The organism is Microvirga soli (genome assembly GCF_016734765.1).
In the GTDB taxonomy this organism is placed as follows: Bacteria; Pseudomonadota; Alphaproteobacteria; order Rhizobiales; family Beijerinckiaceae; genus Microvirga; species Microvirga soli.
Genome location: NZ_JAERQE010000003.1, coordinates 17,473 through 41,012 on the forward strand (window position 1 = coordinate 17,473; position 23,540 = coordinate 41,012).

Here is a 23,540-nt window from a genome sequence, read left to right on the forward strand (position 1 = left end):
AAGAAGTCAAAACCTTCCAGAGGGAACGGCCGACACGGCATCGCCGGGAGGAAGAAAGCGACGCCGCGTTGAAATCAGCCACCGCTCATATCGACCGCATCATGCCTCTTTGCAATGCAGCATGCCTCATGAAAGGGCTGCACAGAACGCATGGCTTAGGTCACGTCGCTGACAAAATCCCGCCAGCTATCGAGCTTGGCTAGAGGAAGCTCAATTAGAACGTCCAGCGCTGGGCTTTGGAGATGAGAAAGTCACGGAAGGCCTGAACGCGCGCCACGGAGCGCATCTCCTCGGCATAGACCAGATAGCTGTCGAGGGAGGGCATCTCCACATCGCGCAGGACCTGTATGAGGTCCGGGTTTCCCACCACCGCATAATCCGGCAGCACGGCGATGCCGGCGCCTGTCTCGACGGCCAGCTTCAGGGCCGTGATGTTGTTGACCACGTAATGGTACTGGCGCGGCTCGCGTCCCTCGCGTCCGGCCGTCGAGAGCCAGTGAACGGCCATGAGATACGACGGCTGTTGGCCGCCGAAGGACACGATCCGGTGCTCGTCCAGGTCCTCCAAGGTCTTGGGCTCGCCGAACCGCTTGATGTAGTCGGCCGAGGCGTAGACGTGGAAGTGGATGGTGAAGAGGCGGCGCTGAATCAGGTCGGGCTGGGCCGGGCGACGTAGGCGGATGGCGACATCCGCCTCCCGCATGGCGAGATCCAGCTCCTCGTTGGACAGGATCAGCTCGACCCGGACGTCCGGGTAGAGGTCGAGAAACTCCGCAATGCGTTGCGCCAGCCAGATCGATCCGAGGCCGACGGTCGTCGTCACCTTCAGCTCGCCCGAGGGGCGCTCGCTGGTCTCGACAAGGCGGGCCTTGGTGGTCTCAAGCCGCATGCGCATGTCGCGGGCGGCCCGGAACAGCAGGTCGCCCTGCTCGGTGAGGATCAGGCCTCGGGCATGGCGGTGGAACAGCGGGGCCTTCAGCTCCCGCTCAAGCGCGCTGATCTGGCGGCTGACGGCAGACTGACTCAGGCCCAGATCGTCACCGGCCCGCGTGAAGCTGCCCGCTTCCGCGACGGTGTAGAAAATCCGGATCTTGTCCCAGTCCACGGCATTCCCCTGATGCCTTGCATGCTTCTAACGCAAGGCACTTCTTATCTCTTATGAGCCGTGGGCCCGATGCAACAGGAAATCGGCCGGAGGGCTAAAGGGTTGTTAACAAATCCTATTCGGCGGCTTCCTGCGTGGCCTCGAGGGCCGCGAGGTAGCGCTCCGCATCGAGAGCAGCCATGCAGCCCATTCCTGCCGACGTGACAGCCTGCCGGTAGATGTCGTCCGTTACGTCGCCGGCGGCGAAGACGCCCGGGATGTTGGTGTCGGTGGTGCCAGGTTTCGTCACCAGATAGCCGCCCGACTTCATGTCGAGCTGGCCCACGAACAGCTCCGTCGAGGGCTTGTGCCCGATGGCGATGAACACGCCGTCGGTCTTGAAGTCCGACGTCTCGCCCGAGATGAGGTTCTTGAGCCGTACATGGGTGACGGAGGAGGGGTTCTCCGAGCCGCAGATCTCCTCGACGGCGGAGTTCCAGATCACCTCGATCTTGGGGTGCTTGAACAGCCGGTCCTGCAGGATGCGCTCGGCGCGTAAAGAGTCCCGGCGGTGGACCAGGGTGACCTTGGAGGCAAGGTTCGACAGATACAGCGCCTCCTCGACGGCGGTGTTGCCGCCGCCCACGACCACCACTTCCTTGCCCCGGTAGAAGAAGCCGTCGCAGGTGGCGCAGGCCGAGACGCCGAAGCCCTGGAACTGGCCCTCGGAGGGCAGGCCCAGCCATTTGGCCTGGGCGCCCGTCGCGACGATGAGCGCGTCGCAGGTGTAGGTGTCGCCGGAATCGCCCTCGAGACGGAAGGGGCGCTGCTTCAGGTCCACCTTGGTGATGTGGTCGGCGATCATCTTGGTGCCCACATGCTCGGCCTGCAGGCGCATCTGCTCCATGAGCCAGGGACCCTGGATCACGTCGGCGAAGCCCGGATAATTCTCCACATCGGTGGTGATCATGAGCTGCCCGCCGGGCTGGAAGCCGGAGATCGTCACGGGTTCGAGAAGCGCGCGCGCCGCATAGATCGCCGCCGTATAGCCTGCCGGCCCCGAGCCGATGATGATGAGCTTGGCGTGAGAATGGGCCATCAGGGGGTCTCCAGTGAAAAGGCGATATCCGGCAGGCCGAGAGCGCGGCGGTGGCGGCTGAAGCCTTCAGCGATCGCCTTCGCGACCTTGGGTGTTGAATTTAAGGGTTCGTAGGGCTGTCCTTCAAGACGGCCTTTGAGGGGATGCACAACTCCATGGCTTTTAAGCCCGCTCATGTAAACATCCAGTTTCGGGTGACCACCGGAGGGCTCGAAAACCAGGATCGGCCGCCCCGTTGCGGCGGCCTCGCCGATCATGTTGAAGGAATCCGCCGTCGCGACCACGAAGTCGGCCAGGGCGAGCAGATCCACATAAGGGTTCTCGCCGGTCCCGTCCCAGAAGAAGCCGCCATGCCTGGAGGTGAGGGCGATGAGCGCCTCCCGCAGGGTCACAGGGGTGCGGCGCGAAACTGTCACCATCAGCCCGGCTCCGGCTTCGGCAATGGACGTCAGATGCTCAACCACTCGGGCGATGTTCTCGTCGGTGAAGCGATGATGCCGGCTGTTCCCTCCGGCCAGGATGGCCACCCGAGGATGAGCCAGATGAGCGAGGCGCGGATCGGGTTGCGCACGGGCGGCCTCGATCCGCTGCGTGGAGACCCGGTGCGGTGGGGTGAGAGTGGTCAGGACGTTCGGCCCCCTTAAGCGATCGTAGCTCGGCGACCATATGAAATCGGCGGTCTTCGGCCCAGTGCGGGGATCCTTGAGGAAAACCGTATAGGTTCGCCCAGCCGAGGCCCGCTTCACATGCCGCAGATAGGCCACGGCCCGGCGGCCGGAGGCGATGAGCAGGTCGGGGAAGGGCGGTGCAAGGGGGCTCTCAGGAGCGCCGGGCCGCTCGCGCGTGTCGACAGGTCCCCAGGGCATCAGCCATGTGAAGGGCGGCTTTGGCTTGACCCTGCGAACCTCAGGAGACAGGCCCAGCGCCTCGGCCACGCTCAGGGCCTGCAGCTCGTCCCCGGCCTTGCCGTCCGTCAGCACCCAGGTGAGAGGGCCAGTTCCGTCACGCAACATTCGATCAATGAGCCTGTGGAGTTCATGAAGTTCGTTGCGACTTAAGCGCCCGTCCTCCTTGTGCCGATCCTTTATACGGTCTAGTCAGCCAAGACGAGATTTTTTGACCTGATCTTGCATGATCCAAGCGTTTGGCCGGTTTCGCCCGCTCGATCATGCCTACGGAGTTACCGTGCGCGGACGCCTCGATTCCATCGACTGGGCCATTCTGAAAGAACTGCAGGCCGACGGCAGCATCACCAATGTGGAGCTGGCCCGCCGGGTCGGCCTGTCCGCGCCCCCGTGCCTGCGCCGGGTGCGGGCGCTGGAGAGCGCCGGCATCATCAAGGCCTACCGGGCCATCCTCGACCCGAAGAACCTCGGCTTCGAGATCGTCTGCTTCGCCATGGTGCAGCTCGACGTTCAGGGCAAGAAAGAGCTTAGGGAGTTCGAGCAGCGGGTGAAGGACTGGGCCATGGTCCGCGAGTGCTGGACCCTGTCCGGCGACATCGACTTCATCATGAAATGCGTGGCCCCCAACCTCGCGTCGTTCCAGGGGCTGGTCTCCGAGCTCACCTCCCTGCCGAACGTGCGCAACGTCCGCACGGCGTTGACCCTCGACCTGATCAAGGATGAGCCGCTGGTTCCAATCGAGGACGTGGCGGCCGTCGAAGGCTGAATTAGCCGAGACTTAGATCTGCCGTCTCAGCCAGCGCACCCAGTGCTGTGTCACGGCCACGGTGCGACCCTGCTCGTTGGGGGCGACGCTGGGAGCATGGGCGCTGAGCGCGGCCAGCATCGGGTGCCGCGCGAAGATCTCGCCACGGCGGCCGACAGCCAAGGCTTCGCCTTCCACCGTGTCGTCTCCCCCGCCGTCACCGCCGCGCCAGCGGGAACCTCCACCCCCTCCAGGGAAGGGGGTCAAATAAACGCTGGTCAGCCGGACGACGAGCCGCGGGCCTCGCGGGTCCAGTCTGTCGGCAAAGGAACGCTGCAACTCGTCGAGCGCGACAGCTCCTACGAAATCGGCATAGGGCCCGAGGCCCTTGGCCTTCAGGGCGCTTACATCCACGGAGAAGGACGAGAAGGCTTGCGGAAAGGTCTGCGCCTGAACGGGCACGGCAAAGCCTGCACCGGCGAGACCGGCACAGGCAAGGGCTTTCAGAAGAGAGCGGCGGGAGAGAGGGGACGTCATCGGATTTCTCACGGTTGAAGCCCCCTTCTTCGCATCAGGCGCCGAACTGGACGCCGACAACCTCATAGGACTTGCCACCGCCGGGGGTCGAAACCTCCACCGTGTCGCCGATGGTCTTGCCCATCAGGGCGCGGGCGATGGGGGAGGCGACCGAGACGCGGCCCGAGCGCACGTCGGCTTCGGGCTCACCCACGATCTGGTAGGTTTTCTCCTCCTCGGTGTCCTCATCGACGAGCTTCACAGTCGCGCCGAACATGATCCGGTCGCCCGAGAGCTTCGTGATGTCGATGATTTCGGCACGGGAGATCAGGCTCTCCAGCTCAAGGACGCGTCCTTCGTTGAGGGACTGGGCTTCCTTGGCGGCGTGATATTCGGCGTTTTCCGACAGGTCGCCAAGCGCGCGGGCTTCCGCGATTGCCTGGATGATCCGGGGGCGTTCCACCTGCTGCCGGTGCTTGAGCTCTTCCTCGAGCGCCGCAAAACCCTTGATCGTCAGAGGGACCTTGTCCATCGTTTGTCTCGTCCAAAAAGAGGTACGAGGCCGCTGTCGCCAGCGCCCTCGCATGTCAACGAAAACTTACCAGAAGCTTCGCAGTTCCAATGTGAGGCCGGATGCCTCAGGCAAAGTATTCCTGAAGCGCCCGAACTTCGAGATCGCCGCTGAGGTATGCCTTGATGCCCTCAGCTGCGGCGACCGCTCCTGCAAGAGTGGTGTAGTAAGGTATCTTATGCAAGAGGGCAGCTTGTCTTAACGACCGGGAATCCGACAGGGCGCCGGCGCCTTCGGTGGTGTTGAAGACGAGCTGGATGTCGCCGTTCTTCATGGCATCGACCACATGGGGACGGCCTTCGAGCACCTTATTGATGCGCTTCGCCTTGACGCCCTGCTCCTCGAGGTACCGCTGGGTGCCGGCGGTGGCCACGATCTGGAATCCGGCCTCCTCGAGCATCTTCACCGCCGGGAGGATGCGCGGCTTGTCCGAGTCGCGGATCGACACGAACAGGGTGCCGGTCTTCGGCAGCTGGCTTCCGGCGCCGAGCTGACTCTTGGCGAAGGCTACCCCGAAGCCCCGGTCGAGACCGATGACCTCGCCGGTGGAGCGCATCTCGGGCCCGAGCAGCACGTCTACGCCCGGGAAGCGGTTGAAGGGGAACACGGCCTCCTTCACGGCGATGTGCGACAGCTCCTTCGGCGTGAGGCCGAACGTCGCCAAGCTCTCGCCGGCCATGATGCGAGCCGCGATCTTGGCAACGGGCTCGCCGATCACCTTGGCCACGAAAGGCACCGTGCGCGAGGCGCGGGGGTTCACTTCCAGCACGTAGATCGTGCCGTCCTTGATGGCATATTGCACGTTCATCAGGCCACCGACCTCGAGAGCAAGCGCCAGGGCCTTGGTCTGGCGCTCCAGCTCGGCGATGATCTCCGGCGACAAGGAGCGGGGCGGAAGCGAGCAGGCGGAATCGCCCGAATGGATGCCTGCCTCCTCGATGTGCTCCATGATGCCGGCGATGAAAGTTTCCTTCCCGTCGCAGAGGCAGTCCACGTCCACCTCGATGGCGTCCGAGAGGTAGCGGTCGAAGAGCAGCGGGTTCTTGCCCAGCACCGTGTTGATCTGGCCGGTCTTGTCGTTGGGGTAGCGGGCCTTGACGTCGGACGGAATCAGGCTGGGCAGGGTGCCGAGGAGGTAATCCTCGAACTGTGCCTCGTCGCGGATGATCGCCATGGCCCGGCCGCCGAGCACATACGAAGGACGCACCACGAAGGGTAGGCCGAGTTCGGCGGCAATCAGGCGGGCCTGCTCCACCGAATAGGCGATGCCGTTCTTGGGCTGCTTCAGGTGCAGCTTGTCGAGAAGGCGCTTGAACCGATCGCGGTCCTCTGCGAGGTCGATGGCATCCGGCGAGGTGCCGAGGATCGGCACGTCAGCCTCTTCCAGGGCGCGGGCGAGCTTGAGCGGGGTCTGGCCGCCGAACTGCACGATCACGCCGTGGAGCGTGCCCTTGGAGCGCTCGGTCTCGATGATCTCCAGCACGTCTTCCTGCGTCAGCGGCTCGAAATAGAGCCGGTCGGAGGTGTCGTAGTCGGTCGAGACCGTCTCCGGGTTGCAGTTGATCATGATGGTCTCATAGCCCGCGTCCTTCAGCGCGAAGCAGGCATGACAGCAGCAGTAATCGAACTCGATGCCCTGGCCGATCCGGTTCGGGCCGCCGCCGAGGATGATGACCTTCTTGGCGTCGGACGGATTGGACTCGTCCGCAGGAGTCCCCGCGAACGGGGCGGTATAGGTCGAGTACATGTAGGCGGTGGGCGAAGCGAATTCGGCCGCGCAGGTGTCGATGCGCTTGAAGACCGGTCGCACGGAGAGCGACCGGCGCAGCTCGCGGACTTCGGTTTCGGACTTGTGGGTGAGCACGGCGAGGCGCGCATCCGAGAAGCCGAGCGCCTTGATCTGGCGGAAGGCGCCGGGCGTCTGCGGCAGGCCATGGGCCTTCACCTTGGCTTCCATGTCGATGATGTCCTGGAGCTGCTCCAGGAACCAGGGATCGATCCTGCAGGAGGCATGGACCTCCTCATGGCTGATGCCGAGGCGCAGGGCCTGGGCGACCTTCAGGATCCGGTCCGGGGTCGGGGTGCCGATGGCGGCCTTGATGGCATTGCGGTCGTCGCCCTTGCCCATGCCCTCGATCTCGATCTCGTCGAGGCCCGTAAGGCCGGTCTCCAGCGAGCGCAGCGCCTTCTGCAGCGATTCCGGGAAGGAGCGGCCGATCGCCATGGCCTCGCCCACAGACTTCATGGCTGTGGTCAGGGTCGTCGAGGCGCCGGGGAACTTCTCAAAGGCGAAGCGCGGGATCTTGGTGACCACGTAGTCGATGGTCGGCTCGAAAGAGGCAGGCGTGGCGCCGCCGGTAATATCGTTGGCGATCTCGTCCAGCGTGTAGCCGACGGCGAGCTTCGCCGCGACCTTGGCGATGGGGAAGCCCGTGGCCTTGGAGGCGAGCGCCGAGGAGCGCGACACGCGCGGGTTCATCTCGATCACGATCATGCGCCCGTTCTCCGGGTTGATCGCGAACTGCACGTTCGAGCCGCCGGTTTCGACGCCGATCTCGCGCAAAACCGCCAGCGAGGCGTCGCGCATGATCTGGTATTCCTTGTCGGTGAGCGTCAGCGCCGGCGCGACAGTGATCGAGTCGCCGGTGTGCACGCCCATCGGGTCGAAATTCTCGATGGAGCAGATGATGATGCAGTTGTCCGCCTTGTCGCGGACGACCTCCATCTCGTACTCCTTCCAGCCGAGCACGCTCTCCTCGATCAGCACCTCGTTGGTGGGCGAAGCGTCCAGGCCGCCTTCCACGATGCTGAGGAACTCCTCGCGGTTATAGGCAATGCCGCCGCCGGTGCCGCCCATGGTGAAGGACGGGCGGATGATGGCCGGCAGGCCCACTTCGGCCAGGGCCAGCAGGGCTTCGCCCAGGGCGTGCTCCTGATAACGCTTGCGCCGCTCGTTCTCGCCTGCGTCCCACTTGAGCTTGTAGGCGGCGATCATCCGCTTCTTGTCGCCCGGATGGATGTCGAGCGCTTCCATGCGGGCGAGCTCGGCGAGATAGGCGTCGCGGTCGGCCTTCTTCAGGGCAGAAGCATTGGCAAGGCGGGATTTGGGCGTGTCGAGGCCGATCTTGGTCATGGCCTCGCGGAAGAGCTGGCGGTCCTCGGCCTTGTCGATGGCCTCGGCCGTGGCGCCGATCATCTCCACGTTGAACTTGTCGAGCACGCCCATCTTCTTCAGCGAAAGGGCGCAGTTCAGCGCGGTCTGGCCGCCCATGGTGGGCAGGATCGCGTCGGGGCGCTCCTTCTCGATGATCTTGGCGACGATCTCGGGCGTGATCGGCTCCACGTAGGTGGCGTGCGCGAGATCCGGATCCGTCATGATCGTGGCGGGGTTCGAGTTCACCAGGATGATGCGGTAGCCTTCCTCCTTCAGGGCCTTGACGGCCTGGGTGCCCGAATAATCGAACTCCACGGCCTGGCCGATGATGATCGGACCGGCGCCGACGATGAGAATGGAGGAGATGTCTGTCCGCTTCGGCATTGGGCCACCCAGGCGTGTCCAGCCGCGCGGCCGTAGAGCTACGGCGCTTCAAGCGCAGCCGGGATGTGATCGGATTATAGGTTGAGAGAGGCTCTTACACGGACCTTGGGCAAATTCAAAGGCCTGAGCCATGATTTAGACAGGCTATGCCCATGCGGTACGATCCGCCGAGGGTGGGTCATCGGGGAGCCGGGATCATACGGCCCCGTTCAGGCGAGGGGTGACGGGCGGGGCGGAAGCCGCTATCGAAGCACCGTGACCGCCTCCAAACCCCTCCATCACTTGGCTCGCCAGTTCACCGCCTTCTTCGGCGTGGGCCTTGTGGCGGCTGTCGTCCATTATGGGCTCCTGATCGGTCTCGTGGAGGGCGCCAGCCTTCACCCGGTGTCGGCGACGCTGGCCGGTTATGTGGCGGGAGGGTTGGTGTCCTATGTGCTCAACCGCCGGCACACCTATGGCAGCGAGCGGCCGCACCGGGAGGCGACCTGGCGCTTCGCCGTGGTGGCCTTCGTCGGCTTCCTGGTGACCTGGTTTTTGATGCATGCTTTCACGGTGTGGCTCGAAGGGCCTTATCTGCCGTCGCAGATCATCACCACCGGGGTGGTGATGATCTGGAGCTTTATGGCGCATAGGATTTGGACATTTGCCTAGGCCCACTTGCTTTTGGTGAGCAATGTCGAGGGTCCAAGCTTCTAGCGCAGCCCAGGGCTGCATTAGGGCGGGTCCCGCAAATCTCCTTGCGGTGCAATATAACGGTCACGAGAATGCGGCATCCGTCCCGCCTCGCGTTCAATCATCCCATCGCCGAAAGTCTGAAGCCTCATGTCCGACATGGCCATTGCCGAGGAAGTTCGCCTCGCCGCGGACGACAAGGCCGCGGCCGTTCCCCGCTCCCGCCTTGCGGTGGCCCTGATCGAGCTGGCGCTCGCCGTCGGCAGCTTCGGCATCGGGACCGGCGAGTTCGCCATCATGGGGCTGCTGCCCAACGTGGCCCAGGAGTTCAACGTCACCACGCCTGAGGCCGGATACGCGATCAGCGCCTATGCGCTCGGCGTCGTGGTGGGCGCGCCCATCATTGCCGTGCTGGCGGCAAAGCTGGCGCGCCAGACGCTGCTGCTGATTCTCATGGCGGTCTTCGCTGTCGGCAACGTTGTGAGCGCCGTTGCGCCGAGCTTCGAATCCTTCGTGCTTCTGCGCTTCCTCACGGGCCTGCCGCACGGAGCTTATTTCGGCGTTGCGGCATTGGTGGCCGCATCCCTGGTGCGGCCCAACAAGCGCACTCAGGCCGTCGCCCGCGTCATGCTGGGCCTCACCGTGGCGACCCTGCTCGGCACGCCGGTGGCGACCTTCTTCGGGCAGGCCGTCAGCTGGCGCATCGCCTTCGCGGCTGTCGGCGTCATGGGCGCGCTGACCGTGCTGCTGATCTGGCTGTTCCTGCCGAAGGACAAGGTGCAGGAGGGCGCAAGCCCCATGCGGGAACTCGGCGCCTTCAGGCGCAAGCAGGTCTGGTTCACCCTCGGCATCGGAGCCGTGGGTTTCGGCGGCCTGTTTTCCGTATTCTCCTATATCGCATCGACAGCCACCCAGGTGGCCGGAATGCCCGAGAGCGCCGTTCCCATCATGATGGCCCTGTTCGGCTCCGGCATGATCGCGGGCAATCTCGTGGGCGGGTGGCTTGCCGACAAGAACCTGATGGCCACCATCGGCGGAACGCTCGCCGGCAGCGTGGTGGTGATGACGGTGCTCTGGCTCACCGCCGAAAACCCCACCATGCTCTCGGCCTGCGTGTTCCTCGTCGGTTGCAGCGTCGCCATCGGTCCCGCGCTCCAGACCCGGCTCATGGATGTGGCGGCGGACGCGCAGACGCTTGCGGCGGCCCTCAACCACTCCGCCTTCAACATCGCCAATGCGCTCGGCGCCTGGCTCGGCGGTCTCGCGATTGCGGCCGGTTACGGCTTCGAATCGACCGGATGGGTTGGCGCGGTTCTGGCAGCCGCAGGCCTCGTCGTGTTCGGCCTGTCGCTGGCAAGCGATCAGCGCTCCGTCAGATCCTCGTCGATCTCGCGAGCCTGAGCGGGGCGGCCCACGAAGGTCATGCGGGCCTGATTGTGCCCGAGATTGCGTAGCGAGCGCTCCGGCGTGAACCCGGCATCCTCTAGGAGATCCACGATCTCCTCCTCTCTGTACTGCGCCAGCCCGACTTCCTCGCGGATCTTGCGGTACTCGGAGAAAACCGTGCGGGCGAGGCCGGTCAGCGCCGAGCGCAGGAAGCCGCCCTGCCAGGCGAAGGAGAGCAGCGCCCTGGCATCGGTCACGGGGCTGATGTCGGGCGGGATGATGTCGCCGAGGATCAGCCTCCCATCCTCCTTCAGCTTGTCATGCGCGAGCCTCAGAAGAGCGCGGAATTCATCCAGGGAAAGGTACTGGACGAGGGAGTTCACGATGATGAGATCGAAGGAGGCGTCCGGCAGATCGGCGACATCGTCCGTCGACAGCACCGTGATCCGTCCGTTGCCCTTGAACCGCTCGTTCAGGCGCTCACGCACCAGCGGCGCTGCATCGCTTAAAGTGAGGCGGGCGCATTTCGCCGCGATCTTGTCGGCAAACAGCGCCTCGCCGCAGCCATAATCGAGCACCATCGCATCGGGGGAGGGAATGAGACCGATGATGTCGTTGGCGATCAAGCGGTAATGCAGCAGCTTGTGCCGCTCGCCCGTGTAGATCGGCGTGTCCTGATTCCAGTAGTCGCGCCAGTCCATCGATAAAGCTTTCCCTGCTCGGTTCAGGATTTCGCCAAAAGCGAGGCCGAGTCATGAAGCCTGCCGCGCAGTTTCGCAACCTGCTCGGTCAGTGCGCGAAGTTCATCGACGGGCAGGCCCAGCATGCAGCCGACCTGCCGGGGGATCTCTTCGGCGTTCTCTCGCAGGGTGCGGCCCATCTCAGTGAGGGAAATGCGGACCTGCCGCTCGTCCTTCTTGTCCCGCGCCCGGCGGATGTGGCCGGCGGCCTCAAGGCGTTTCAGCAGCGGGGTCAGGGTGCCGGAATCGAGAAACAGCCGATCCCCGATCTCCCTCACGGTGAGCCCGTCCTGCTCCCAGAGCACCAGCAGAACAACGTATTGGGGATAGGTGAGGCCGAGCGGGTCCAGGAACGGGCGATAGGCCCGGCTGAACGCATGGGAGACGGAATAGAAGGCGAAGCATAACTGGTTGCTCAGCGCCAAGGGGCTGGATTTTGTCATCATCATCTCCACTGCACCCAACTTACGAAAGAAATAGGTTGCGCACAATCTAATTGCGGTTTATAGGTCGATATAGATTGTACGCAATTGAATTGTAATCGTGCAGTTTGGCAGCCTGCCGGTCAGGTGTGACAATCCAAGGAGCTTTCCGATGACCCCTCTCTACACAGCCCATGCCTCAGCCCAGGGTGGGCGCGAAGGCGTTGCCGCTTCCAACGACGGAAAGCTGGAGGTTCGCCTCTCCACGCCGAAGGAGCTCGGCGGCGCGGGCGGCGAGGGGACCAACCCGGAGCAGCTCTTCGCAGCCGGCTATTCCGCCTGCTTCCTGGGCGCCCTGAAGTTCGTGGCCGCCCAGAACAAGGTGGCGCTCCCGGCGGAGACCCATGTCGAGGCCAAGGTGGGCATCGGCAAGCGTGACGACGGAGCGGGCTTCGGGCTGGTGGTCGAGCTGAAGGCCAGCCTGCCGGGGCTGCCTCAGGAGCAGGCGACAGACCTGCTGCACAAGGCCGACGTGGTGTGCCCGTATTCGCACGCCATCCGCGGCAACGTTCAGGTTACGCTGTCGGCCTAATAAAAAAATCTATCGACGCCGTAGGGGCGAAGGCCTCCTGCTCATCGGGCAGGGGGCCTTTTTCTTGCTCAGGTCCACAGCTTCGTAAGCGGCCCGTCGGCACCGTCAACCGGATCCGAATCCGGCAAGGGAACCTGGGCAATGCGCTGCTGTGAGGAGGCCAGCGCCTTGGGATCGTCGCGCACGGTGTCGTAATCGGCTCCGTTCGGATAGGCGCCGACGACGGCAAAGTCGTCGCTGGCGTTGACGAGCGCATGCGCGACGCCGGCCGGAACGACAACCACATCGCCCTTCGTGACGGAGACGAGATCGCCATCCTCCCCGCCGAAGCGGATCTGGCCCGAACCCGACACGATGCCGAGCACCTCATGGGTGTTGGGGTGGTAGTGGTGATAATCGTGGATGCTGTCGAGCCAGGCGTTCGTCCAGCCGTTCTTGGCGAAGGTCGCCTTGAAGGCCTTGGTCGGGTCATCCTGAGAGGGCGGGATCGCCCCGCGGCGGACGATCAGCGGCAGCGATGAATTCGGCACGATGCCGTTGCTGCGGAAGACGTAAGTGTCCGTTCCGAGCGGTGCGTTGTAGCCCCGCGGATCGCCATATCCTTTCGCCTGCGCCATGCGTCTCTCCCTTTTCCGGTCGGGAGTGAACGCCTAGTACAGGCGAAAGATCGAGCGGAGCTGTTTGAAAACCTGTCAGACTTTACATGCCGATGAGCATCGCCGCGACGGCGCGGTCGATGGACAGGTAGAACATGCCGAAGGCCACCATCGCCGCGAAGGCGAACTCGATGATCTGGTTCTTGAAGATGCGGAACTGCGCAAACAGGTTCTGGCCGAAGATCGAGATCAGCCAGGCCGTGGTGAGCACCACCGGGAAAATGAAGAGGTACGACCAGGTGCTCTCGACCGGGCCCACATTCGCAGGGTCGATCAGCGGGCGGATGTTGCGCACCCACGGAGCATAGAAGGCGGCATAGAGCGAGGTCAGCCAGGAGAGCGTGACGGCGATGCCGAGGTGGAACGTGAACAGGTTGTGCAGCCGGCTGAACTCGCCGGAATCGTCATCGAAATTCATGGTTGAAATACCCCCAAATCAAGGCCCGAGATCATTTTCGTTTTATGGTTAATGATCGGTTAGCGTGATTTGGGCGGCTGGCGCAACCGACCCGTTTGTCGCGGCGCCAGCCTCTATGATTGTCAGGCTTGGGTTTTCTTCTGATCCATCAACTGCACAAAGCGGTCGAACAGATAGTGGCTGTCCTGCGGGCCGGGCGAGGCCTCCGGGTGGTACTGCACCGAGAAGGCCGGGCGGTCAGTCAGCGAGATGCCACAATTGGAGCCGTCGAACAGGGACACGTGGGTCTCCACCGCGTTCTTCGGCAGGGTCTCCGGATCTACTGCGAAGCCGTGGTTCATGGAGGTGATCTCCACCTTGCCGGTGGTCCTGTCCTTCACCGGGTGGTTCGCCCCGTGATGGCCCTGGTGCATCTTCTTCGTCTTGGCGCCCACGGCTAGGCTCAGCATCTGGTGGCCGAGGCAGATGCCGAAGGTCGGAATCTTCTCGTCCAGCACCTTGCGGATGACCGGCACGGCATATTCGCCGGTGGCGGCCGGATCGCCGGGGCCGTTGGAGAGGAACACGCCATCGGGCTTCAATGCCAGCACGTCCTCGGCCGTGGCGGTGGCAGGCACGACCGTGACCTTGCAGCCGGCCTCGGCCAGCAGCCGCAGGATGTTGCGCTTCACCCCGTAATCGATGGCAACCACATGGTGCTTATGGGAGCCGTCCTGGTGGCCATAGCCTTCGCCCCGGTTCCAGGTGGTCTCGTCCCAGTCGAAGCGCTGGCCGCTGGTGACCAGCGGCACGAGGTCCTGTCCGTCCATGGACGGGAGGGCCGCGGCCTTGGCCTTCAGGGCCTCGATGTCGAAATTGCCTTCGGGATCATGGGCGATGACCGCATTGGGCATGCCCCTGTCGCGGATCAGGGCCGTCAGCGCCCGGGTGTCGATTCCGGTGAGGCCCACGATCTGGCGCGCTTTCAGCCAGGCGTCGAGGTCGCGGGAGGCGCGCCAGTTGGACGGCTCGGTAATCGAGGCCGCCAGCACGACACCGCGCACGCCCGAGGAGGAGGCGGCGTTGACGCTCTCGGTGTCTTCCTCGTTGGTGCCCACGTTGCCGATATGCGGGAAGGTGAAGGTGATGATCTGGCCGGCGTAGGAGGGGTCCGTCAGGATCTCCTGGTAGCCGGTCATGGCGGTGTTGAAGCAGACCTCGCCGGTCGCCTCGCCCAAGGCGCCGATGCCGAAGCCCTCGAGAACCGTGCCGTCCTGGAGCACGAGAACGGCCGTCGCGCGCGGCTCTGCCCAGCCACCCGCCGTGTCTTTGTCTTGCAGCATCGTCATGATCTCTTTAAGTCCGGGGCCAATGGGCCGTGCTTGAGCAGGCCGCATCCGGGCCGCCCTTGAACTGTCCTGCGTGACTTAAGGGGCCGGTCGCCGTCAGTCAACGCTCAAGCGACCGAAAACCAAGGAGATATCCATGCTGCGCGAACGTTTCACCGCCGACATGAAGGAGGCCATGAAGGCTGGGGAAAAGGGGCGCCTGGGTGCCATTCGCCTGATCCAGGCCGCCCTCAAGGACAAGGACATCGAGGCCCGCGGCAACGGCAAGGAGCCGCTCTCCGACGAGGAGATCCTGGCCATGCTGCAGAAAATGGTGAAGCAGCGCCAGGAATCGATCACCATGTACGAGCAGGGCGGTCGCACCGAGCTCGCCCAGCAGGAAAAGGACGAGGTGACGGTCATCACCTCCTACCTGCCGCAGCAGATGGACGAGGCCGAGACCAAGGCCGCCATCGAGGCCGCCATCGCCGAGACCGGCGCCGCCTCCATGAAGGACATGGGCAAGGTCGTCGGTGTTCTGCGCGGCAAGTATGCCGGCCGCATGGACTTCGCCAAGGCGAGCGGCCTGGTGAAGGACATGCTGCCGAAGGGCTAAGTCATTCCCGTACTGCATTCGTCATGGCCGGCCTTGTGCCGGCCATGACGGGAGGGGAAGTCTGCCTGGGCTCTTATGGCTTGGCCGCAGGCGCTCCCGCATTCGCCTCGGGCGCCTGGTCGGGATTGCCGACATTGCCCATCCGGCCGCGTTGCTCTTCCGCCCGCTTCTGAAGCTCCTCCTGGATCTTCTTCTGCTGCTCGGCCAGGACCTGCGGATCGACGGGCGGCCCATCGAAGGCCTTGCCGAAACCGTCCGTCGGTATGGCAAAGGTCACCTCCTTGCCGGCTTGGTTCCGGGCGCTGACATTCAGGGCCGTTCCCTTCTTGAGGGCAGCGACGAGGTCGTCCTTCACGGCCGCTTCCGCGAAGCAGCCATGCGGGAAGCAGGTGGAGTATCGGCCGGCCAGGGGCTGGCTCTTCTCCGCGGAGATCCGGATGCCGGGCGGCACGAGCAGGCCCAGCGGCATCAGGATTCGCAGGGTCTTCGGCGCGTTCTTGGCCTTTACATCATAGAGGGCCACGGCAACGATGCGCTGCCCCTTGTCGGTCACGAAATCGCGCGTCGTGTAGCAGATCTCCGCATTCGCGCCCTCATCCTTGGCGCAGACCTTCGTCCATTCCGGCTGTGACGGCGACGCCTTGAGTTGAACCAATACGGGAGCGGCGGCAGGGGGCCGGGCCTGCTGGTTTTTCGGTGCGGGCTGCTCTTTCTGCGCCGGCTGCTTCGGCTTCGGAGCCTGCCCTGAAGTCTGTGCCAGACCCGGCACGGGGCTGAGAGCCAGAGCGGTGGCGATCACGGCCCCAGGAAGGCGGGATGCGATGGGCATTTCGGGAGTTTTCCTCTCGTTGAACTGAACTGTGATCGGCCGGCTCTCCCAGGAGCCGAGTGGCGCTCGGCTGGAACCCGCCTTGGGGATCGGCCGTCTATCGGGGAGGTTGATGTCAGAATTTGGATGATGGGTCGTTAAGGCCCACCTGCAGGAGAGCATGAATGAACAAGGGATTCGGTGTAACCGTGACGGTACCGCAGCCGGACGGCCAGGAGCCCAAGACCGCTCCCCTGGTGGTGGTCGCCCGGGACGAGCGTGATGCCGAGCTGGTGGCCGCACAGGCAGCAGGGCCGCAGGCCTCGGCTGAGACTCTGCGCGAACTCACGGACGAGGAGGTTCTGGCCTATGATCTCGACCTCCAGGCGCATGGGAGCGCGAAAGTTCTGCCGATCCTCAACCTCTAGCGATCCCGGATCAGGGCGAAGCGCCGCAGCGATCGGCCCCATGGTCTGATGTTCAAGCTTCGGCTTTACTGCTAGGCAGGTTCAAGATTCCGTGATCCTCTCCCTAATGTCCTTGCAGACCATGATCGACGCTCTCCTGACCCATAGGCGGGTCCTGTCTGCCAGCACCGGGATGGTGCGAGGGAGGAATTGCCACGCGGGTTATGCGTGGGATGTCCGTCTGGCTCAGGAGGATCATGCCACCGGTGAGAGCAATGCACGGTAAGCCGGACGCTTCCGTGCGCGCTCCAGGGGATGCTCCGAGAGATCGCCTGCAGCTTTTCTTTCAGCAGGCGCCGGGGATGATCGCCATCGTCAGTGGGCCCGAACACGTCTTCGAATTCGCCAACACGGCTTATCTCGAGCTCGTCGGCCGGCACGAGGTTGTCGGCCAGCGGGTGCGCGATGTGCTGCCCGAACTGGACGAGCAAGGCACCGTGGCGCTTCTCGATAACGTGTATGCGACTGGGGAGCCGTTCATCGGGCGGCGGATGCCTGTCGCTTTCCGGCGACGGGCGAACGCTCCGGCGGAAACCCGATACATGGACTTCGTCTACCAGCCGGTGGTGAACGATCAGGGCCGGGTGACGGGCATCTTTGCCCAGGGCTTCGATGTCACCCGGCAGGTCGAGACCGAAGCAGCCTTCCATGAAAGCGAAGCCCGGTATCGGCTCTTCTCGGAGGAGACCCGGGAAGGCGTGGTCGTTCACAACGGCAAGATCATCCTCGACTGCAACCCGGCCTATGCCCGCATCTTCGGTTACGGCAGCGTCGCCGAGGTGATCGGGCTTCCCAGCACGGCCTTCGTGAGCCCCAAGAGCGCGGCCCTTCTTCAGGAGAAGGGTGCACATGATAGCGAGGAGCCTTACGAGATCGAGGCGATCCGCAAGGACGGCTCCGTCTTTCCGGCCGAGTTCGTCGGCCGGCCCAGCATCTGGCAGGGCCAGAAGGTGCGGATCGGTCTGGCGCGCGATCTGACCGAGCGCAAGCGACGCGAGGCTGCTCTGCGTGAGAGCGAAGCGCATTTCGCCGCGATCTTCGACCAATCCGCCGCTGGCTTCGGCGAGGTCGATCTGACCGGGCACTTTCTCCGCGTGAACGACCGCTTCTGCGAAATATCCGGCTACACGCGAGAGGAGCTTCTGAGCGGCCGGCGCATGCAGGACATCACCCATCCCGACGACCTGCCCGAGAATGTCCGCCTGTTCCGGCATGCAGTCGAGTCCGGCGAACCGTTCGAGATCGAGAAGCGCTACGTTCGACCGGACGGTTCGGAAGTCTGGGTCAGCAATACCGTGACCTTGATCCACGATGCGACGGGACGGCCGCAAACGGTTGCCTCGGTGAGCATTGACCTCACGGCCCGTCGGGAAGCCGAAGCGGCGTTGCGTCAGAGCGAGGCCAGTCTGCGTCTGGCTCTCGATGCTGGCCGGATGGCCGTGTGGGAAACCGACACCCGCACCAACTCCGTGACGACCTCTCCTGAACTTAACCGTCTTCTTGGCTTCCCGGAGGGGGCGAACCCGACCATCGAGGAGATCAGGGCCCGTTATGCGCCGGGAGCCCAAGACCGGATCCGCGCCGCCGCCGCCGCCGCGCTCGGACGGGGAGAACGCTACGTCGAGGAAGAGATCGAGATCATCTGGCCGGACAATTCCCATCATTGGCTGCTCCTCCGGGCGGACCTGGAGGTCACGCCGGGAGCCGACGGGACCGCTCAGGTCAAAGCAACGGGCGTTGCCTTCGAGATCACCGAACGCAAGCTGTGGGAAGAACGCCAGCGCCTGCTGATCAACGAGCTGAACCACCGGGTGAAGAATACCCTGGCGACCGTGCAGTCGATTGCTGCTCAGAGCTTCCGCGATAGAGACTCCACCAGCGGGCCGAACTTCACGGCCTTCCAGGAACGCCTGTTCGCCCTGGCCCGCGCCCATGACATCCTCACCCGCGACAATTGGGAGGGGGCGGAGCTTCGCGACATTGTCGGCGAGGTGATTGAGCCCTATTGCCGCCCATCGCATGGACGCTGCCACATCGACGGGCCTCGTGTCCGGTTGACGCCGAGTATGGCGCTGGCCCTGTCCATGGCCGTGCATGAGCTTGCGACTAACGCGGCGAAATATGGAGCCTTGTCCGCACCGGCAGGGCAGGTGTCGATCTCGTGGTCCGTTCTGCCCGGCAGCCCGCGGCAGCTGACCCTGTGCTGGCAGGAGCGGGGAGGGCCTTCCGTCGCGTTGCCGGAGCGCAGGGGATTCGGCACAAGGCTGATCGAGCGCAGCCTAGCGCAGGAACTCGCCGGCGAGGTGAGCCTCGCCTATGTTCCCACAGGCGTCGTCTGCACGGTCAAGGCTCCGCTGCCGGACAGCATGGTCTAGTTCTTACGGCTTTCGCTTCATCACGATTGCGACTTGGGGATCGGTGCCGAATGCCGGGGCTTCGGAGCCTCCACGAGCCGGAACCGTACGGGAGCGGATGTCCAGCCGGAGGGCAGCTTCAGAGGGACATCGCACGCCGTGAAGAGGCTCTGTCCCTCCGCATTCCTGACCTCAAAAATATAGCCGGGCCGCTGGAGCTGCGAACAGTCCTTCCACCGCTCGAAGTCAACCCACTCGCTCAAGGCTCTCTCCCGTCACAGATAGAAGTCCGCCGACTTCAGGGACAAGACCTTCGAAAGCCGGATCTGGAAATCCGCCACGGCGTCGCCATTGACGTCGCCGGACAACACGCCGCCGTGGAACTTCAACTGCCCGGCCTTGTGCGTGAAGGCATTGCTGCCGATGAACGAGAAGGCTTGGTTTCCGGAGACCTTCGTGTCGGCATCGATGCTGCGCAGATGGATTTTGTCTGTGCCGGACACGAAATCCTGGATGATATCCCGCGCGCCTGGTGCGCTCTCGCCCCGCGATTTGAAGACGAAGACATCGGCACCTGTTCCGCCGGACAGAACATCGACCCCTGAACCACCATATAGGGTGTCGCGGCCGCTGCAGCCGTACAGAATATCGGCGCCGGCACCACCCTCGAGGTTGTCGTTGCCGCTGGCGCCGTCGAGCCGGTCGGAGCCGCCGCGGCCGTAGAGAGAATCCGATCCGGAGCCGCCGGCGAGCTTGTTCGCGGCATTGTTGCCTTTCAGCACATCGGCATAGGCGCTGCCCGTCAGGTTCTCGATGCTGACATATCGATCCCCGGCAGCATCCTGCGTGTTCCGCAACGTGGCCATGAGATCCGCCATGACGCCGGCCTCAGCCGTCGCGTAGCTGGCGGTGTCCATGCCGGCGCCGCCATCGAGGATGTCGCCGCCCGATCCGCCGATCAGGATGTCATATCCTGCCTGACCGTAAATAGAATCGTTTCCAGCCTCGCCCATGAGGCTGTCGGCACCAACTGTGCCGGTGAGCACGAGATCCTGACTGACGAGGGGAGCCGCCGTAACAAGCGTCTCGTCCGTCGCGGGCGGCTCTTCCACGATGACATCCACGATGGGAGGTTCACTCGTCACCGTCTGCTTGGCGGCGGTCAGTTCCGCAAGCGAGTAGGTTCTGTCGCTGAACCGGACGATCTCGATGGACCGAATGGTGTCACTGCCGTCCGGTGTGCCTGTGCGCAGGTCTGAGACCTGCAGCGATCCGTCGGCCAGCAGGGTGACGCCATAATCCGAGCGCCGGCTCGCGAAGACGGCTGTGTCGCTCCCGGTTCCTCCGTCCAGCATGTCGTTGCCTGCCGCGCCGGTCAGCCTGTCGTTACCGGCATTGCCCTTGAGCGTGTTCGCAATCTGGTTGCCGACGATCACGTCCGCGCCCGTTCCGCCTATGGCGTTCTCGATGAGGGAGCGCGTGTCACCTTGATGGAGCAGGGCATTGGCGATATTGCCGGCGGCAAGCCGCGAGCCGTCGCGGTGCAGCTTGGCGAGCTGGTTCGCCGCCGTAGTGGTCCAGTTTCCAGGCTGCAGGTCGACCTTCAGGTTGCTGCCGTAATTCGAGAAGTCATTGGTGTCGCTGCCGCCGCCGTCCCATGTCGTCAGCAGGATCCGGTTGCCGCCGGGGGCTCCCTGGCCGACGCCATCGATGAACATCTCGCCGGTCGTGGCGCTCCAGCGATAGACGGTATCGGTGCTGTTGGTGGTGTAGTCGGCACCGTAGAGATGCTGCAGGGCTGCAATGTCGAGCATCATCAGCGACTGGGCATAACCCCAGGTCTCGTTGGGATAGCCGTCTGTCGTCGAGGCGTTGATATAGGAGCGGTAGCTCATGACCGTGTACTCCATGGAGTCACGGTTGACCGGCAGGCCAGCCTCATGAGGGTGCGCCAGCCCGAGGGCATGCCCGATCTCGTGAATGAAGGTCAGAAAGGCATAATTGCCCTTCAAGGGTGTGCTGTAGGCGCCGCTCGACTTGTTGAGCCAGACGTCGCCCCCCTCGTCCTCCGTTGTCGGAAAGTAGGCCCAGGCAGTGCCTGGCACGTTGGACAGACCGAACCGCAGGTCCGCATGGGCGGTCGTACTTTCGGCGATCTCCGTGAAGGTGACATTCGCCACCGAGGCAAACATCGACAGGGCGGTGCGGGCGGTCGCCTGCTGGATGGAGCTCAGGATGCCGAAGGTCGCGGTCTCTCCCTCACCATAGGATGTGCCGTAAAGGGATGCGCTTCTCGGGAAGCTGTAGGTGAAATTGCTGACGGCCCATTTCAGGTTTTCAAGAAGGCCATCAATGTAAACGTCGTTAGCTGAACCAATTGTCGTAACAGCGGGCATATATCCATGCTCCAAAAATCATTGGTTGTCGTTTTTGCAATGCTTATAGGCTGGCGCTTGGCCGTTAATAATCTTGAAACAAACTACGCGACGTCTACGAATTTGGCTCCTGCATGGCAGGCGAATCACCCAGCGTAAGCGGTTAAGCGGGCCTTGAGAAGACGCCTTCGGATGCGCTGCAACGGGGGCTGGCGCGGGATCAGAGCCTGCCTCCTGTGGATTATGGGCACAGAAAAGCTTGACCGTTCTGTTTTGCGCTCCCGCCCCGCCGCCCTAGGTTATGCAACAGGTTTGGAGACCGACGCCTCGTGCGATACCCGCCCCAGATTTTGGAAGAGATCCGCGCCCGGCTGCCGGTTTCGGCTGTGGTCGGCAAGCGCGTGCGCCTCAAGAAGGCCGGGCGGGAATGGAAGGGGCTGTCGCCCTTCAACGCGGAGAAGACGCCGAGCTTCTACGTGAACGACCAGAAGCAGTTCTACCACTGCTTCTCCTCCGGCAAGCACGGAGACATCTTCACCTTCCTGATGGAGACCGAGGGGCTGTCCTTCCCCGAGGCCGTCGAACGGCTGGCAGGCGAAGCGGGGGTTCCGCTCCCCAAGCTGTCCCAGGAGGACAGGCAGGAGGAGGTCAAGCGCAAGAGCCTCTACGACGTCATGGAACTGGCGGCCGTATTCTTCGAGGCTTCGCTGCAGGACAGGGTCGGGACCAAGGCGCGAGACTATCTGGCCGGTCGAACTTTAAGCCGGGACACGCAGACGCGGTTCCGCATCGGCTATGCGCCGCCCGAGCGCTTTGCCCTGCGGGATCATCTCGCCGGCAAGGGCGTGCCCATCGACATGATGGTGGAGGCGGGGCTTCTGATCGCCGGCGAGGAGGTGAAGGTTCCCTACGACCGCTTCCGCGACCGGGTGATGTTCCCGATCTGCGACCTGCGCGGCCGGGTGATCGCCTTCGGCGGGCGCGCCATGAGCGCGGACATTCCGGCCAAGTACCTCAACTCCCCGGACACGCCGCTCTTCAACAAGGGGCGGCTCCTCTACAACTACCATCTCGCCCGCCAGCCGGCCCATGACCGGGGCACCGTGATCGCGGTCGAGGGCTATGTGGACGTGATCTCGCTCAACGTCGCGGGCTTCCCCCATGCGGTGGCGCCGCTGGGCACGGCGCTCACGGAGGACCAGCTCACGCTGCTCTGGCGCCTCGCCGAGGAGCCGATCCTCTGCTTCGACGGCGACAAGGCCGGCCAGCGGGCGGCCTACCGGGCCCTCGACGTGGCCCTGCCGAACCTGATGCCGGGGAAATCCCTGCGCTTTGCCATGCTGCCCGAGGGTCAGGACCCGGACGATCTCGCCCGCGCCAGTGGCCCTGCCGCCGTAGAGCGGGTGCTTAGCTCGGCTCGGCCCCTGGTGGACGTGCTCTGGACCCGGGAGTTCGAGGCGGGGCCGCTCGACACCCCCGAGCGGCGGGCCGCTCTGGAACGGCGCCTGCGCGAATCACTTGCCCTGATTCGCGATGAAACCCTGAAGAAATATTACCGGGAGGAGGTACAGAGCCGTCTGGCGGCCTTAAGTCCCGACACCCGGCCGAACCGCTTTAACCGTCAGGGCGGGGGAGCGCGGCGTGATTTCCAGAAGCCTCAGCCGATGACGCCGAGCTCCCCCTTGAGCGTCTCGCCGATGCTTGCCCGCTCTGCGCTCTTTGCCGGCGGAACGGCCGAAAGCCCCCGGGAGGCGATGATCCTCTGCACCTTCCTGGTCCACCCGGAACTCCTGCAAAATCATGCAGAAACCCTTGCAGATCTTGAACTTGAGCGCCGCTCTACCCAAATGGTGCGCAGTCTCCTGCTCGATGGAGCGGCGAGCGGCGAACCTGCCGACCAGTCTGTTATGAGGGCCCGTCTTGAGCGGGCCGGTCTGACGATCGAGGCCGACAGGCTGACGGCCCTGGTCCGTCCCGGCGACCGGTGGATGCTGGATCCACACGCGGATCCCTTGCGTCTTGAGGACGCATTGAGGCAAGCCATCACCTTGCATCGCCGCGCACGCACGTTACATAGCGAACTTCGAGCCGCGGAGCGCGCACTCGCCGAAGAGGACAATGAGGCCAATCTCGCCTGGCTGCGGGAGGTCCAGAACCAGCTGTCCTCCGTCGAAGGTGCCGAGGCGGACATGGACGATGCAGGGGTCCCCGGGGGTCACTGACGGTTTCGATTTCAAGAAAATGCGGCAGGCAGGGCGGCTGTCGCAAG

General features: G+C 64.0%; 22 protein-coding genes. 8 read left to right on the forward strand and 14 right to left on the reverse strand.

What is annotated here, in order from left to right; translation table 11 throughout:
* Positions 1–214 precede the first annotated feature (214 nt).
* The 3 genes from JKL45_RS03880 to JKL45_RS03890 all read right to left on the reverse strand — a co-directional run bounded on the left by JKL45_RS03880 (position 215) and on the right by JKL45_RS03890 (position 3,196).
* Positions 215–1,105 (reverse strand): LysR family transcriptional regulator, encoded by an 891-nt coding sequence (locus JKL45_RS03880; protein ID WP_201859811.1) that lies wholly within the window; start codon positions 1,103–1,105, stop codon positions 215–217.
* A 115-nt stretch (positions 1,106–1,220) separates the two neighbouring features.
* Positions 1,221–2,183 carry a thioredoxin-disulfide reductase gene (gene trxB, locus JKL45_RS03885; RefSeq protein ID WP_201859812.1) on the reverse strand — a complete coding sequence of 321 codons (963 nt, stop codon included), beginning with the start codon at positions 2,181–2,183 and terminating at the stop codon, positions 1,221–1,223.
* On the reverse strand, positions 2,183–3,196 hold the full coding sequence (locus JKL45_RS03890) for a mitochondrial fission ELM1 family protein (RefSeq protein ID WP_201859813.1): 1,014 nt from the start codon (positions 3,194–3,196) through the stop codon (positions 2,183–2,185). The genes trxB and JKL45_RS03890 overlap by 1 nt, the downstream gene beginning before the upstream one ends.
* 172 nt (positions 3,197–3,368) lie before the next feature.
* Here JKL45_RS03890 and JKL45_RS03895 point away from each other — a divergent pair, with 172 nt between their 5' ends.
* The gene (locus JKL45_RS03895; protein WP_201860071.1) at positions 3,369–3,854 is read left to right on the forward strand and encodes an Lrp/AsnC family transcriptional regulator; all 486 of its coding nucleotides are present in this window, start codon (positions 3,369–3,371) and stop codon (positions 3,852–3,854) included.
* Positions 3,855–3,866: 12 nt separating this feature from the next.
* Here the strand turns inward: JKL45_RS03895 and JKL45_RS03900 are convergent, their stop codons facing one another.
* The 3 genes from JKL45_RS03900 to carB form a co-directional block, all read right to left on the reverse strand.
* Positions 3,867–4,370, reverse strand: a complete 504-nt coding sequence (locus tag JKL45_RS03900) for a twin-arginine translocation signal domain-containing protein (RefSeq protein WP_201859814.1) — start codon at positions 4,368–4,370, stop codon at positions 3,867–3,869.
* Positions 4,371–4,404: 34 nt separating this feature from the next.
* Positions 4,405–4,881, reverse strand: a complete 477-nt coding sequence (gene greA, locus JKL45_RS03905) for a transcription elongation factor GreA (protein WP_201859815.1) — start codon at positions 4,879–4,881, stop codon at positions 4,405–4,407.
* A 106-nt stretch (positions 4,882–4,987) separates the two neighbouring features.
* Positions 4,988–8,458, reverse strand: coding sequence for a carbamoyl-phosphate synthase large subunit (gene carB / locus JKL45_RS03910; RefSeq protein ID WP_201859816.1), 3,471 nt, complete (start codon positions 8,456–8,458; stop codon positions 4,988–4,990).
* Between the two features lie 255 nt (positions 8,459–8,713).
* Between carB and JKL45_RS03915 the strand changes: the two genes are divergently transcribed.
* Both JKL45_RS03915 and JKL45_RS03920 read left to right on the forward strand, forming a co-directional pair.
* A complete protein-coding gene (locus JKL45_RS03915; protein WP_201859817.1) occupies positions 8,714–9,109 on the forward strand; it encodes a GtrA family protein in 396 nt (131 codons plus the stop codon).
* Between the two features lie 171 nt (positions 9,110–9,280).
* Positions 9,281–10,531: an MFS transporter gene (locus JKL45_RS03920; RefSeq protein WP_201859818.1), complete on the forward strand. Its 1,251-nt coding sequence runs from the start codon at positions 9,281–9,283 to the stop codon at positions 10,529–10,531.
* Here the strand turns inward: JKL45_RS03920 and JKL45_RS03925 are convergent.
* The gene (locus JKL45_RS03925; protein WP_201859819.1) at positions 10,492–11,217 is read right to left on the reverse strand and encodes a class I SAM-dependent methyltransferase; all 726 of its coding nucleotides are present in this window, start codon (positions 11,215–11,217) and stop codon (positions 10,492–10,494) included. The two genes, JKL45_RS03920 and JKL45_RS03925, sit on opposite strands and share 40 nt — an antisense overlap.
* A gap of 23 nt (positions 11,218–11,240) precedes the next feature.
* Positions 11,241–11,705, reverse strand: a complete 465-nt coding sequence (locus tag JKL45_RS03930) for a MarR family winged helix-turn-helix transcriptional regulator (protein WP_512699570.1) — start codon at positions 11,703–11,705, stop codon at positions 11,241–11,243.
* Between the two features lie 145 nt (positions 11,706–11,850).
* On the opposite strand from JKL45_RS03930, the gene JKL45_RS03935 reads away from it, so the two are divergent.
* A complete protein-coding gene (locus tag JKL45_RS03935; protein WP_201859820.1) occupies positions 11,851–12,270 on the forward strand; it encodes an organic hydroperoxide resistance protein in 420 nt (139 codons plus the stop codon).
* Positions 12,271–12,338: 68 nt separating this feature from the next.
* Here the strand turns inward: JKL45_RS03935 and JKL45_RS03940 are convergent, their stop codons facing one another.
* The 3 genes from JKL45_RS03940 to carA all read right to left on the reverse strand — a co-directional run bounded on the left by JKL45_RS03940 (position 12,339) and on the right by carA (position 14,666).
* Positions 12,339–12,887, reverse strand: a complete 549-nt coding sequence (locus JKL45_RS03940) for a cupin domain-containing protein (protein ID WP_201859821.1) — start codon at positions 12,885–12,887, stop codon at positions 12,339–12,341.
* Between the two features lie 82 nt (positions 12,888–12,969).
* Positions 12,970–13,344 (reverse strand): hypothetical protein, encoded by a 375-nt coding sequence (locus JKL45_RS03945; protein ID WP_190844304.1) that lies wholly within the window; start codon positions 13,342–13,344, stop codon positions 12,970–12,972.
* 122 nt (positions 13,345–13,466) lie between these two features.
* Positions 13,467–14,666: a glutamine-hydrolyzing carbamoyl-phosphate synthase small subunit gene (gene carA / locus JKL45_RS03950; protein ID WP_201859822.1), complete on the reverse strand. Its 1,200-nt coding sequence runs from the start codon at positions 14,664–14,666 to the stop codon at positions 13,467–13,469.
* Positions 14,667–14,808: 142 nt separating this feature from the next.
* Between carA and JKL45_RS03955 the strand changes: the two genes are divergently transcribed.
* On the forward strand, positions 14,809–15,267 hold the full coding sequence (locus tag JKL45_RS03955; protein WP_201859823.1) for a GatB/YqeY domain-containing protein: 459 nt from the start codon (positions 14,809–14,811) through the stop codon (positions 15,265–15,267).
* 73 nt (positions 15,268–15,340) lie between these two features.
* Here JKL45_RS03955 and JKL45_RS03960 read toward each other — a convergent pair whose 3' ends face one another.
* Positions 15,341–16,096: an invasion associated locus B family protein gene (locus tag JKL45_RS03960; RefSeq protein ID WP_201859824.1), complete on the reverse strand. Its 756-nt coding sequence runs from the start codon at positions 16,094–16,096 to the stop codon at positions 15,341–15,343.
* 164 nt (positions 16,097–16,260) lie between these two features.
* On the opposite strand from JKL45_RS03960, the gene JKL45_RS03965 reads away from it, so the two are divergent.
* Both JKL45_RS03965 and JKL45_RS03970 read left to right on the forward strand, forming a co-directional pair.
* Positions 16,261–16,503 carry a hypothetical protein gene (locus JKL45_RS03965; RefSeq protein ID WP_201859825.1) on the forward strand — a complete coding sequence of 81 codons (243 nt, stop codon included), beginning with the start codon at positions 16,261–16,263 and terminating at the stop codon, positions 16,501–16,503.
* Between the two features lie 236 nt (positions 16,504–16,739).
* Complete coding sequence (locus tag JKL45_RS03970) at positions 16,740–18,917, forward strand: PAS domain-containing sensor histidine kinase (RefSeq protein ID WP_201859826.1); 2,178 nt, start codon at positions 16,740–16,742, stop codon at positions 18,915–18,917.
* Positions 18,918–18,937: 20 nt separating this feature from the next.
* Here the strand turns inward: JKL45_RS03970 and JKL45_RS03975 are convergent, their stop codons facing one another.
* Together JKL45_RS03975 and JKL45_RS03980 are read right to left on the reverse strand one after the other, a co-directional pair.
* Positions 18,938–19,159 carry a hypothetical protein gene (locus JKL45_RS03975; RefSeq protein ID WP_201859827.1) on the reverse strand — a complete coding sequence of 74 codons (222 nt, stop codon included), beginning with the start codon at positions 19,157–19,159 and terminating at the stop codon, positions 18,938–18,940.
* A 12-nt stretch (positions 19,160–19,171) separates the two neighbouring features.
* Positions 19,172–21,292 carry a M10 family metallopeptidase C-terminal domain-containing protein gene (locus tag JKL45_RS03980; protein ID WP_201859828.1) on the reverse strand — a complete coding sequence of 707 codons (2,121 nt, stop codon included), beginning with the start codon at positions 21,290–21,292 and terminating at the stop codon, positions 19,172–19,174.
* 308 nt (positions 21,293–21,600) lie between these two features.
* On the opposite strand from JKL45_RS03980, the gene dnaG reads away from it, so the two are divergent.
* A complete protein-coding gene (gene dnaG, locus JKL45_RS03985) occupies positions 21,601–23,493 on the forward strand; it encodes a DNA primase (RefSeq protein ID WP_201859829.1) in 1,893 nt (630 codons plus the stop codon).
* Positions 23,494–23,540 lie beyond the last annotated feature (47 nt).

Excerpts from the sequence above, each read along its gene's own strand:
- JKL45_RS03960 (WP_201859824.1), bottom strand. The coding sequence starts at position 16,096 with ATGCCCATCGCATCCCGCCTTCCTGGGGCCGTGATCGCCACCGCTCTG.
- greA (WP_201859815.1), bottom strand. The coding sequence starts at position 4,881 with ATGGACAAGGTCCCTCTGACGATCAAGGGTTTTGCGGCGCTCGAGGAA.
- JKL45_RS03900 (WP_201859814.1), bottom strand. The coding sequence starts at position 4,370 with ATGACGTCCCCTCTCTCCCGCCGCTCTCTTCTGAAAGCCCTTGCCTGT.
- JKL45_RS03890 (WP_201859813.1), bottom strand. The coding sequence starts at position 3,196 with ATGTTGCGTGACGGAACTGGCCCTCTCACCTGGGTGCTGACGGACGGC.
- JKL45_RS03930 (WP_512699570.1), bottom strand. The coding sequence starts at position 11,705 with ATGATGATGACAAAATCCAGCCCCTTGGCGCTGAGCAACCAGTTATGC.
- JKL45_RS03945 (WP_190844304.1), bottom strand. The coding sequence starts at position 13,344 with ATGAATTTCGATGACGATTCCGGCGAGTTCAGCCGGCTGCACAACCTG.
- trxB (WP_201859812.1), bottom strand. The coding sequence starts at position 2,183 with ATGGCCCATTCTCACGCCAAGCTCATCATCATCGGCTCGGGGCCGGCA.
- carB (WP_201859816.1), bottom strand. The coding sequence starts at position 8,458 with ATGCCGAAGCGGACAGACATCTCCTCCATTCTCATCGTCGGCGCCGGT.
- JKL45_RS03970 (WP_201859826.1), top strand. The coding sequence starts at position 16,740 with ATGCCACCGGTGAGAGCAATGCACGGTAAGCCGGACGCTTCCGTGCGC.
- JKL45_RS03920 (WP_201859818.1), top strand. The coding sequence starts at position 9,281 with ATGTCCGACATGGCCATTGCCGAGGAAGTTCGCCTCGCCGCGGACGAC.
- JKL45_RS03965 (WP_201859825.1), top strand. The coding sequence starts at position 16,261 with ATGAACAAGGGATTCGGTGTAACCGTGACGGTACCGCAGCCGGACGGC.
- carA (WP_201859822.1), bottom strand. The coding sequence starts at position 14,666 with ATGCTGCAAGACAAAGACACGGCGGGTGGCTGGGCAGAGCCGCGCGCG.
- JKL45_RS03980 (WP_201859828.1), bottom strand. The coding sequence starts at position 21,292 with ATGCCCGCTGTTACGACAATTGGTTCAGCTAACGACGTTTACATTGAT.
- JKL45_RS03925 (WP_201859819.1), bottom strand. The coding sequence starts at position 11,217 with ATGGACTGGCGCGACTACTGGAATCAGGACACGCCGATCTACACGGGC.
- JKL45_RS03955 (WP_201859823.1), top strand. The coding sequence starts at position 14,809 with ATGCTGCGCGAACGTTTCACCGCCGACATGAAGGAGGCCATGAAGGCT.
- JKL45_RS03940 (WP_201859821.1), bottom strand. The coding sequence starts at position 12,887 with ATGGCGCAGGCGAAAGGATATGGCGATCCGCGGGGCTACAACGCACCG.
- JKL45_RS03935 (WP_201859820.1), top strand. The coding sequence starts at position 11,851 with ATGACCCCTCTCTACACAGCCCATGCCTCAGCCCAGGGTGGGCGCGAA.